General features: G+C 46.2%; 11 protein-coding genes. 6 read left to right on the plus strand and 5 right to left on the minus strand.

What is annotated here, in order from left to right; translation table 11 throughout:
• Positions 1-197 precede the first annotated feature (197 nt).
• Entirely contained in the window at positions 198-2,330 is a 2,133-nt protein-coding gene (locus QZZ54_RS03280; RefSeq protein ID WP_290698522.1) for a cache domain-containing protein, read from the plus strand.
• Here QZZ54_RS03280 and QZZ54_RS03285 read toward each other — a convergent pair.
• Genes QZZ54_RS03285 through QZZ54_RS03300 form a run of 4 tightly spaced genes read right to left on the minus strand, consistent with a single transcriptional unit; the run spans position 2,290 to position 6,021 of the window.
• Positions 2,290-3,081, minus strand: a complete 792-nt coding sequence (locus QZZ54_RS03285; RefSeq protein WP_290698525.1) for an ABC transporter permease — start codon at positions 3,079-3,081, stop codon at positions 2,290-2,292. The genes QZZ54_RS03280 and QZZ54_RS03285 overlap by 41 nt on opposite strands.
• A complete protein-coding gene (locus tag QZZ54_RS03290; RefSeq protein WP_290698528.1) occupies positions 3,078-3,818 on the minus strand; it encodes an ABC transporter ATP-binding protein in 741 nt (246 codons plus the stop codon). The genes QZZ54_RS03285 and QZZ54_RS03290 overlap by 4 nt, the downstream gene beginning before the upstream one ends.
• 14 nt (positions 3,819-3,832) lie before the next feature.
• A complete protein-coding gene (locus tag QZZ54_RS03295; RefSeq protein ID WP_290698531.1) occupies positions 3,833-4,816 on the minus strand; it encodes a YVTN family beta-propeller repeat protein in 984 nt (327 codons plus the stop codon).
• A gap of 17 nt (positions 4,817-4,833) precedes the next feature.
• Entirely contained in the window at positions 4,834-6,021 is a 1,188-nt protein-coding gene (locus QZZ54_RS03300; RefSeq protein ID WP_290698534.1) for an ABC transporter substrate-binding protein, read from the minus strand.
• A gap of 172 nt (positions 6,022-6,193) precedes the next feature.
• On the opposite strand from QZZ54_RS03300, the gene QZZ54_RS03305 reads away from it, so the two are divergent.
• Entirely contained in the window at positions 6,194-6,634 is a 441-nt protein-coding gene (locus QZZ54_RS03305; protein ID WP_290698536.1) for a copper-binding protein, read from the plus strand.
• A gap of 54 nt (positions 6,635-6,688) precedes the next feature.
• Entirely contained in the window at positions 6,689-7,510 is an 822-nt protein-coding gene (locus QZZ54_RS03310) for a tetratricopeptide repeat protein (protein ID WP_290698539.1), read from the plus strand.
• An 88-nt stretch (positions 7,511-7,598) separates the two neighbouring features.
• On the opposite strand, the gene QZZ54_RS03315 is transcribed toward QZZ54_RS03310, so the two are convergent.
• Complete coding sequence (locus tag QZZ54_RS03315; RefSeq protein ID WP_290698541.1) at positions 7,599-7,988, minus strand: hypothetical protein; 390 nt, start codon at positions 7,986-7,988, stop codon at positions 7,599-7,601.
• A gap of 352 nt (positions 7,989-8,340) precedes the next feature.
• Here QZZ54_RS03315 and QZZ54_RS03320 point away from each other — a divergent pair, with 352 nt between their 5' ends.
• From QZZ54_RS03320 to QZZ54_RS03330, 3 genes are all read left to right on the plus strand, one after another.
• Positions 8,341-9,078, plus strand: coding sequence for a response regulator (locus QZZ54_RS03320; RefSeq protein WP_290698544.1), 738 nt, complete (start codon positions 8,341-8,343; stop codon positions 9,076-9,078).
• A 129-nt stretch (positions 9,079-9,207) separates the two neighbouring features.
• Positions 9,208-10,509, plus strand: a complete 1,302-nt coding sequence (locus QZZ54_RS03325) for an ATP-binding protein (protein ID WP_290698547.1) — start codon at positions 9,208-9,210, stop codon at positions 10,507-10,509.
• A 148-nt stretch (positions 10,510-10,657) separates the two neighbouring features.
• Complete coding sequence (locus QZZ54_RS03330; protein WP_290698550.1) at positions 10,658-11,404, plus strand: MipA/OmpV family protein; 747 nt, start codon at positions 10,658-10,660, stop codon at positions 11,402-11,404.
• The last annotated feature ends 13 nt before the right edge of the window (positions 11,405-11,417 follow it).

An 11,417-nucleotide genomic window follows, 5' to 3' on the forward strand; every position in this document is an offset into this window, starting at 1 on the left:
TCAACTATACGACTGAAAAACCAGTACTAAAGTACTGGTTTTATGGGAGGCTGATATTTTATAATAGGCGCTTCATATATGATTTATTTATGTATTGATCTATATCAATTTATTGTTAGATACATAACGTATACTGATTTAACCTATACCAATTGAAATTTCTAACCTTTCAAGTCGCTAAAACCTGGATCTATTAAATGTTGCAAAAGGTTGATTCGACTCGACTGCCTACCCAGCTTCTTTGGGGTATTTCTCTCATTGTCATCTTGCTTCTGATTGCTCAGAGTGCGTATTTTTATACCAATACTAAAGCTAACCATCAGCATCAACTCAACTCGCTTCGCGAAACTCTCATTCAACAGCAACGTAGCCGATTGAAAACTGAGTTGCGAGATGCGGGTTATATGATTGATCAGATGCTTTCTGGAGCATCTGATCTGCTTGAACAGCAATCTCGGATGCACACTCGTTATGCCCTGACGGTAATGAATACCCTTTATCAGCGTTACCATCTTCAACTTTCTGATAAAGAGATGAAACAGATGTTGGTTGAGGCTTTGAGGGGTATTCGCTTCTTTGATGGGCGAGGCTACTTCTTTATCGACAAGATGGATGGCACCGCTGTGCTTTTACCAACAGCGCCCCATCTCGAAGGAAAATCATTACTCGAAAATCAAGACGATACCGGCCACTTTATTATGCGCGGGCTGATTGATGCGGTGTCAAATGAGCAACGTGCTGGTTTTTCCTTTTATCGTTGGTATGCCCCCGGTGATGATCGACAGATGAAACAGAAGATCGCTTATGCAGAGGTTTTCGAGCCCTATAACTGGATTGTCGGCACCGGAGACTATATTCATCAGATTGAGCAAGATCTGGTTCCCAGAATTTTCGATCATATAAGAAATATCCACTTTGGAGAGACTGGCTCTATTGCTATAGCCACTCAAGAGGGGGATTTACTGGTCAGTGGAATAGCTCCAGATAGAGAGGGCGAAAACTATCTGGCAGACTTAAATCTTGTCAACAGACGTGCAGCAGAACTGGTAACTCAGACTGCTCGTAATGGTGGTGGGTTTGTGTTTTACGACTGGTATAGGCAAGGAGATGATGAAGCTAGCAAGAAGTTGTCTTTGGTGAGCCCTGCGAATGACAGAGGTTGGATTTTGATAGCTGGGATATTTCAAGATGAGTTAAATCAACTGTTAGCAAAGCAGCAGAAGAATCTTGATAGTGAACTCCGGCAGAGTAGCGTTAACATGGTTCTGGTACTGACGATCATTGGGTTGCTCGCGATTGTTATTACTCAGTCTTATAGCCGTTGGTTAAAAAGACGATTTCATCGTTATCAGAATAATATCGATAAACAGCAGGCGATGCTGCACCAGACTGCCGAGTCGTTGAAGCTCAGTGGCCTTATTGTGGAGTCAGCCTATGAAGGAATCGCTGTCTGTGATCCGGAAAATCGCATTCTTAAAGTTAATAGTGCCTTTACTCGTATTACTGGATATGAAGAGGCAGAGGTGGTCGGTAATACGCCAGGAACTCTGGCTTCAGGACGGCACGATAAAGAATTTTATATGCAGATGTGGGAGAGGCTCAATACGCAGGGCTTTTGGCGTGGAGAGATCTGGAATAAGCGCAAGAATGGTGAAATATATCCTCAAATATTATCGATAACTGCATATAAGGATCCTATCGGTAAAGTTCAAAACTATATTGCTATCTTTAATGATATTACCCAACGGGTAGAGTTCGAACAGCAACTGCGGTCTATGGCTGAAACTGACCCGCTGACGGGTCTGGGTAATCGACGTACTCTGATGAGTTGCCTGGACCGTGATTTAGCGGCTGCAGATCGATATGGGGCTCCCGACACGGCGCTGCTATTTGTTGATCTTGATCACTTTAAGGCTATCAATGATACCTATGGTCACGATATTGGTGATGCTGTCTTGATTGAAGTGGCAAACTGCCTCAAACGTTGTTTACGTGATTCTGATCTGGCATGTCGGATCGGTGGTGATGAGTTTGTTGCTGTTGTAAGGCTGCAGACAGAAGAAGACATCGAACAATTAAGGGCTCTAAGTAGTCGTTTATTGGACGAGTTGATGAAGCCTGTTCAATTGTCAGGTATTGAGATCGAGCTTAGTTGTAGTATCGGTGTTTCGATACGTCAGGAGGCCGGTGAGGATAGTACACGTCTTGTGAAACGTGCTGATCAGGCGCTCTACCAAGCTAAGCGCCAAGGGCGTGGCAGGGTGGTTTTCTATTCTAATAAGGGTGAAACTAACGTTTTCCCATCCCCTGTTGAGGTTGAAAACCTCTGACGGCCAGTACAGAAGCCACCACTGTCACTAGTGCGACAATGATTAACGCCTCACTGTTTCCCTGTTGATACAGTGCAAATCGAATCAGTTCTACCCCGTGACTAAAAGGGTTCCAGGCGCAGATCCAGTACAGCCACTCGCTTGCTTCGCGCATTTTCCATAACGGATAAAGCGCAGAAGAAAGGAAGAACATCGGGAAGATCACGAAGTTCATGACACCAGCGAAATTCTCTAGCTGTTTTATCCTGGCTGAGATAAATAGCCCTATTGCACTCAGCATCATTGCGACTAGTAGAAAAGCGGGTAACGCAGTGAGGTAACCCCATAGCGGTGCTTCAACCCCCCAGAACCATGCTATAAGCAGAAAACCATAGACTTGCAGTAGTGAAATTAGGGATGTGGACATGAGCTTTGCCATCAGTAGAAACGGGCGGGGTAAAGGACTGACCAGTAAAACTCGCATACTGCCCATCTCCCGATCATAGACCATCGATAGAGAGCTTTGCATGCCATTGAATAGGATGATCATGGCGCACAAGCCGGGTACGATATACACCTCATAGGTGATATAGGTTTGATAGGGTTCGATAATAGCGATGCCCAGCGCGGCCCGAAAGCCTGAGGCAAACACCACCAGCCATAACAGGGGTCTTACCAGGGCACTGAAAAAGCGCGAGCGCTGCTGCACGAAGCGTAAAAGCTCTCGCTGCAGTAAACCGTTAAAGCAGATCAGTCCATCTCTAAGAGTCACTGTTGCTCTCCGGTATCTTTTTGACAAGTAAGTTTCTGAAACAGATCGTTTAGGTTGGCGGTATTATGCTGTCTACATAATCGGCTGACCATGTCGCTGGCTAGAATTCTACCCTGATGCAGGATAGTGACCGAATCATCCTCTGTAACTTCTTCAATCAGGTGGGTTGCCCATAATACGGTGAGTTGATCTTGCTGACACAGTTGTCGAATATGAGTATTGAGTGATATTCGGGTAGAGGGGTCTAGGCCAACGCTGGGCTCGTCTAATAGTAAAATAGTGGGTTGGTGCAGCAGCGCCCGAGCAATTTCTACCCGGCGTCGATGACCGCCGTTGAGACTGCGTACTTTGTCATGCAAGCGCTCACTGAGTCCAAAGCGTTCCAGCTCGGCGGTAATTCTTGGGGTGGCCAGACGTTTGGATATGCCGTGAAGCGCTGCGTGATAATAGAGATTCTGCGCAACCGTCAGGTCCAGATCCAGAGTGCTCTGTTGAAATACAACGCCGAGCTTGCGCATCACCTCTGCCGGATGTTGGGCGATACTGCGTCCGGCAATGGTAATGTTTCCAGACTGTAGGGCATAGAGTCGTGTCAGCAATGCATAGAGGGTACTTTTACCGGCGCCGTTGGGCCCCAATAAGGCATTAAAGTTACCCTCCCGCAACGTTAGATTGATCTCTTTTAGCGCCGTGCGGGGGCCGTAGCTGAAACTGAGGTTTTGGATCTCAATGCTCATGGTTATTTACCGGATCAAGGTTTGATCCTTACCCCCCATGGATAGCGGCCAACTTTTATCGATTTGATGACCTTCATATCTTCAATGTCTATTACTGATATATCGCCGCTGATACCGTTGGTGGTGAGTAAGCGGGACTGATCGGCATTGAAATCCATATGCCATACCCGTCTGCCAACGAGCAAGTAATCCAGTACTTCGTAGGTTTTAGCGTCCACCAGAGCGATATGATTCGCCGGGCCAAGCGCGACAAAAGCGTATTTACCATCATCGGTCAGTTTTATGCCAACGGGTTGAATTTTATCCGGATGAATTCCTCTGATTTTAAAGCTGAGCTTGTGCTGAATTTTACGACTGGCGACATCGATAATAGAGACTGTTCCGCCGATCTCTGAAGAGGCCCAGACAATACTGCCCTCTTTGTTAAATTCAACATGACGAGGGCGTTGATCTACCAGTGTATTGTCAACCAGCTGATTGGTCTCGGTATCTATCCAGTGCACCATATTTGTTGTTTCGCTGGTGCTTAGCGCCCACTTACCATCCGGGCTGATCGCCATGCCTTCCGGTTCTACACCGACATCTATCTGGGCTAATACTTCCTGAGTTTGAACATCTACAACGGTTACCAATGCATCATCTTCATTGGCTATGTAGAGTCGGCGGTCATCTGGATGCAGAGCGAACTGTTCTGGGTCTTCGCCAGAGGGTAACTGAGCGATAATACTGTGATCGCTGAGATCCATTACCTGTACGGTGTCGGAATCACTGGCGCAAATATAAAGCTTAGTACGGTCATGACTAAAAATTATTCCCCGAGGCCGCTCACCCACATCGATAGTCTCCGTGACCTCCAGCGTATCAAGATCGATGATGGACAAGGTATCGTCTTTTTCATTGGAAATATATGCGGTCTCAGCGGTGGCAGCGGAGCTAAGTAGCGCACTACTTATCACGGAGATCGCCAGCAAGTTGAGAGTGAATCTTAAGGGCTTCATAAAAACAGATCCTATTGTTATTTTACTGCTGTATTGAATGACACTGTGCAACTGGATTCAGGCCGGTCAAAGCCTAAAGTGTCCAGATCTGTAACCGGGTGTAGAAAGCCTTCTAAAGGAGGCTGAGATACCAGGGATCTAGGCTGTACCAGCGGAATCGGTTGACGTAACTGACCACTCCAGCTGCGAAAATTCAGCTTGCGTCCCTTAAAGGCAGCTAACTGAAACTGGTCAGAATTGATAAAGCTAAAGAGTGTTTCAGTGTCTGATGAACGGGTTTGAGTCACCGCTTCACCTATGGTTCTTACTGCTGCCCAGGCCGCGTAATCTTTGCTATTCATCCAGCGATGATAATGTTTCTCGAAACGGCTCTGGAGCTGTGCTGCGCCCCATTGCTCAATAACCCGGTGCCAGGCAACCGGTGATAAGCCTTGGGTGCCTGCAACGGGCCTTGGGTACCAAGTGTTGTACATGACGTACTCACCGAAATCTCCCCGTTCATCGGCTACTACAACCAGGTCATATTCATCAGTCTGAGTAAACAGAGGGAGTTCGCGCTGGGCAGTACGACGCAGATCGGTATCAAAACTCCAGGTTTTCTCAGCGACAATCTTCACGCCAAAACGTTTAGCGCTGCGCTTCAGTGATTCAGAATAGGCAATATCCTCTGGCTGAGAGCCTTTGATCAGTAACCAGCGTTGCAGACGCCGGGCGGTACTCCATTGTCCCAGAGCATCAGTTAACATTGCCCGGCTTGGTAGGGTGTGCAGCGTATTGGTTGGACAGGCTTCTGTACGTAGCTCATTGGCGTAACTCCCCGCATTAAAAATGATGGCGCCATATTCTGTGGCGATTTTTGTGACGGTGAGTAACTCTTTTTTGGGGAGATCGGTTATCAATAGTCTGATACCACTGTCCAACCACTGAGTGACGGTTTTGCTAACCTGTTCAGGTGTTTCTGCCAGTTCTGATTCTAGCGAGTAGTGCTGCTTCAGAAATCGTCCGGTGGTGTTGTTGTCTTTAAGTCCCAGCTGGGCTCCTCTGAGCCCTCTGTCTTCAGGTTCTGGAAGCAAATTTGACAATACTGGCCCTTGATCAGGATGGTAAGCCAGGAAACCGATTCTGGTTTCCTGTTCTTCCGCAGTCACTACTATGCTGAGTAGTTGAAGGCTTAGGATAAGGGTGAAAAATTTTAATAGATGCATATATAAACTCAGGGCTCAGTATTCACGACAGACTAGTCTTTCAGAATAGGTTGTACTGAAGAAGGATTAAATATGCGAAAAGTACCGATCAATTAGTCCTGAAGTACTATTTTTTAAAAATGTCAGCGGCTTAGGATTAGCTGTAAGCAATGATAATCCAAAGGTGAGAGCTATGATTCGAGTATTTACTAGTAGTGCTGCAGCAACAATTGTTACCTTGGCGATGACCTTAAGTGGCACGGTAATGGCAAAAGGAGACCTGACTCGTAAGCCTCAGGCCTTACCCGATCTGGTGATGGGTAGCGAAGAGAGTGATTACAGTTTTTCACAGAAAATCTATGAGTTGGAAACCGGTCAGGCCTATAAACTGGAAATCATATCCAGTGGACAGAAAGAATACGCCCTGCAAGCGCCAGATTTTTTTACCTCGATCTACCTGCGAAAAGTTGAAGCCGGAGGATTGGAAATCAAAGCGGTTGGTCTGACGGAGTTAGAGTTTGAAGATGAAGGCAGTGCCGAAATCTACTTTGTTCCGGTAAAGCCTGGTACCTATGAATTCTATGCGAATGGTTTGCAGAACAAAGGCATGGTGGGTAAGTTTGTCGTTAAATAACCGATCTTTCATCTAGAAGCGCAACTGATAAAAAGCAACCTAAAGGAGCGCTTCATGAGAAAAGTCTCAGTTTTACTGATGTTAATGGCGGCCATCTCTCTGTTTTCGACTAACAATTATGCGAATACTGATACTGAACTGTCCGATGAGTTTGTCGATGCTCAACCCCGTATACAGCTATACATGGCTTACGCTGAATTTAAGATGGGTAATCATCAGCTGGCTCAGCAGATGTGGGTGAATATTGGGGGCTCGGGCAAAGCTGAAGCGTTGTTTAATCTTGCTAACATGTATACCCAGGGTGTGGGTGTAAATCAGGATCTAATGAAAGGGTTAAAGCTATACCGGGAATCTGCTGAGGCGGGTAGTCGATCAGCAGCGTATCAGCTTGGTGTTATCTTTCTGAATAGCACCGCTTTTCAAGACCCGGAACAGGCCGATTACTGGTTAACAGTGGCTGCTCTGGATGGTGATAGCGATGCTGCAGACCTTCTGGCGGGTTTGGAGAATAACGACCCTTCAGACCCAATGTCTGAAGTACAGGCGTTACTTATTAATGGTGAAACAGAGCAGGCATTAGAGAGGTTGCAAATACTGGCTGAAACAACGCCACCCAATATTCGGGCGATCACCCGTCTGGCCTGGCTTTATGAAAGTGGCCTGGCGGTGGAGCGCAACATTGATCGGGCCGCAGAACTGTTTATCCAGGCCGCTAAGGCAGGTGATGCCGAAGCTCAATACGCTATTTCTGTGATGTATCAAACCGGCGTGGGTAAACCACAAGATCGGCAGCAAGCTGATCACTGGTTACAGCGCTCAGCGGCTCAGGGCTTTCAGGCAGCCCTGAATAAGCTTGCCGATAAGACCAGTAAGTAAGACCAACAAATGAGACAGACAGTTGAGCTTTATATTGCCTTTGTACGCATATGTGATCCGTCCTAGCCACCTTTCTATCCGAAGTGCCTTAAAGAACAGTTCTGTTAAGTTTAGTGAGATCAACTAACCGATTTTTACTGTCATAACTCGCTTTAACTTGTTGTCTGCGACCGTTATACATCTCGATTGGCCCGCCAACTAATTCCCATAAACCGAGAGAAATTAGATCAAGTGCTCCGTGCCCCGCTGCTCGGGCAATACTTGGATCTGTCTTAGCTTCAACGTCGTAGATCGCAACCTTATGTCCATTCGCCATTGTCGTTTCTGAGATTGGTAACCCCAAAAACTGTTCAACTTCTGCACGTGAGTATTGTTGTTTAACCTGGTTGAGATCAGGACCATTTTGTCCGTTTGCTGCCATATTTGCAGCGCAACCTGACAGAATAATGCAGAACATAAAGCCAATTAATATTTTCATTTCTCTATCTCATATTGTTAATAGCGGTGGAAGCCTCTAGGGCTGTCTCTGTTAATAGATAACCTGAGCCATAGTGCTGAAATAGTGAAACGGACAATATCGTTGCTGTGTATCTTTGTGTATGAGAGAGTCGCTGGAGCTTGTTTGGCTGGATAATTTGTACTGAGAAGGATAAGTAGTTATCTGCTAACGGGCGCCTACTACCATAGGCTATCTGCTAGTTTTCTTTGTGTTAGAATCACTGAATTGGATCGTTAGATCAGCTCTGTAGAATGACTTTTCTTAGCTTCGATTGTTAAACGGTAATGCGAATACACAGTGGCGTGTTAAAAGGGAATAGGTATATATCCGGATGTCAGAAAAAATACTGCTGATTGAAGATGATGAGAAGCTGACAGAGCTACTTAGCTTGTACCTTAGCCGCAATGGTTTCGAGGTTGAAGTGGGCCATCGGGGGACTGATGCAGAACCTATGCTACAGCGTTCTCAACCGGATTTATTAATTCTTGATCTGATGTTGCCGGGTATGGATGGGCTGAGTGTTTGCCGCCAGGTTCGTAGTCTTTTTAAAGGTAAAATCCTGATTCTTACAGCAAGCGATGACGATATGGATCAGGTGGCCGCATTAGAAATGGGCGCGGATGACTTCGTCTGTAAGCCTCTGCAGCCAAGGGTTTTACTCGCTCGGATAAGAATGCTGCTGCGCCGACAGGACAATACTTCTCAATCGACCGGCGAAAAGAGTGATGAGAAAACGGCTATCTCAGATGACAATGACTCCTTGTTGAGACTGGGTGGGCTGGAGTTGAATCCACTGACTCAGCGCTGTTTTCTAGAGGGAGAGTTAGTCAACATTACCCCCGGTGAGTTTGATCTGCTTTGGTATCTGGCATCGAATGCTGATCAGGTGTTGTCCCGAGATCAGCTGGTAAAACAGACTCGGGGAATAGAGTACGACGGTGTTGACCGTACGATTGACAATAAAATTGTTTTGCTACGTAAAAAGCTAAATGATAACCCTTCACTGCCAAGCCGGATTATTACGGTAAGAGGCAAAGGTTATCTGCTGGTTTCTAATAAGTGGGATTAGTTATGTCACTTCCTTCCATACAAACCCATACATAAATGACTGAGACGATAGCGGGTCAAAGCTGTCAGAATATTCAGTACACGTAACTTTTAGCCGGTTACGCCTTCAAATAACTATCTGGATGGAATTATGGCCAGGCTTTTTATTACTCTGTATCTCGGCGTTATTGTTGCGATTATTACGCTGCTATTCACGGTTAGCTTTATGACAAAGACGCTACTCTATGATCTGGATGCTGTTGATACTGCGCAGACCACTATTGGTTATATGGAGATGTTTCAGGAGATTCATAATCTAGCTGGACCTGATCGGATGCATGTTGCTATGAATCGCGTGGCGGAGCTAAATGATCTTTTAGCTGATGTAGTTACCGACCCTGAAATACTTAACTCTGAAAAAATTAGAGCGATTCCTCAGCCGGGTATACTTAATGAAATGTCGGGTGACAGTAACAGACTCTACTTTAAATTAAATGTAAACGATAAAGTTTATGAGATAACGCCGGATAAAGACTCTGAGTTTTTTCAAGCCAGCCAGCTAGTTGACCGGGCGTCTTTAGTCGGCTTCTTTCTTATAACGGCGCTGGTGTTAGGCATCATTATTTACCTGTTGCATCGGAAACTGAAAAAACTTGAGCTATCGGCAATACGCATTGCCGAAGGTGACTTTTCCGCCAGGGCTCCAGCGGGCTTCCGGGATAGAGTAGGTGGCTTAAGTGGGGCGTTTAACCTGATGGCTGAACGGGTAGAGCAGTTGATCGCCAGTCATAAACGGCTGACAAACGCGGTTGCTCATGAATTGCGTACGCCAATATTTCGTTTACGCTGCCAGCTAGAGCTTCTGGAGCATGGCATTGATGTTACCGAGCATCATAAATTTGTGAATGGTATGGATGAAGACCTGACAGAGCTCGATCAGATGGTGGATGAGCTATTGAGTTATGCGCGAATGGAGCGCTCGGGTGGAGACGTTTTAGTATTTCAATCTCACGAATTAAATCAATGGCTGCGGGAGAGGCATACCGGGCTGGAGCGAAACAGCCGTAAATCGTTAACGTTGGAAACCGTTGAGCCGGTTGTTATTGAGTTTGATGGACGGTTGATACTGCGGGCCTTAACAAATTTGATCCGTAATGCAGATAAATTTGCGCAACAGCGTATTAAAATCAGTGTTAGTCAGCAAACCGACTTTGCGGTCATCTGCGTAGAGGATGATGGCGTCGGCATACCTGATGCAGACAGAGAAAGAGTGTTTGAACCTTTCGAACGGGTAGACAATGCTCGTACCCGCGAATCAGGTGGACATGGTCTGGGGCTGTCGATCGTGCGAGAGATCATCGTGCAGCATGGGGGGCGAATACAGATCTCTGAATCCACTTTGGGGGGAGCCCGCATCGAAATCTATCTGCCATTGGTACGGTCACTGCCCTAAACGCTATCGGGTAGTGATCTGTAAATTCCTTCGCATATACAATCTGCTTACATAGCTCATACAATCCGATACAGCTTGACGATACTGTCAGCGCACGCCTCCCGTCACAATAGTCTCATCGAAATCAAACAACCGATGAGACTAATCAATGAAACAAATTCTATTACCAATTTCCGCTGCAGTAATCCTGTCTTGTTCAGCTCTGTCTGCAAGTGCCGGCGATTTTACAATCGGCGCAGGCGGTTCTGTATTTAAATCCCCTTATAAAGACTTCAAAGATGATTCAGCACCGCTGCTATTTGTAGAGTATCAGGGTGAAGATCTGAGCGTTGGAGTGGAGGGTATTAGCTATCGAGTTCTGGGAAATGATGAATCTCCATTGAGTCTATACGCCACTCTTGCGTCTGCAGGGGAAGGTTTTGATAGTAATGATTCTAAGTTCTTTTCCGGTATGTCAGATCGGGATATGAGTGTGGACCTGGGGATGACAGCGGTATATCAGATAGGCCAGGGAGCGGTAAGTGGCTCACTATTGCACGATGTATCCGATACGCATAAAGGTTTTGTTGCGGACGTTAACTATAGTCAGGGCTTTGATATTGCAGGTCAGGTTTATCTGACGCCTAAGGCCGGCATTATCTATATGAATGAAGATTACGCTGACTATTATTTTGGTGTACGTAGTTCTGAAGCAACCGCTAGCCGTGCTGCATACACGGCCGATGCCGCCTTTAATCCTTATGTCGGTGTAGAGATGATGGTTCCTCTGGGTGAAAGCTGGCAGATAGTGAGCAGTGCTAGTTATGTATGGCTTGGTGATGAAATAGAAAACTCTTCAATTGTTGAACGCGACAATGCCTGGGGTGCAACCCTGGGTCTTGCATACACCTTCTGATAATCGCTCTGTC

The sequence above is a fragment of the Amphritea sp. genome (genome assembly GCF_016744155.1).
GTDB lineage: Bacteria > Pseudomonadota > Gammaproteobacteria > Pseudomonadales > Balneatricaceae > Amphritea.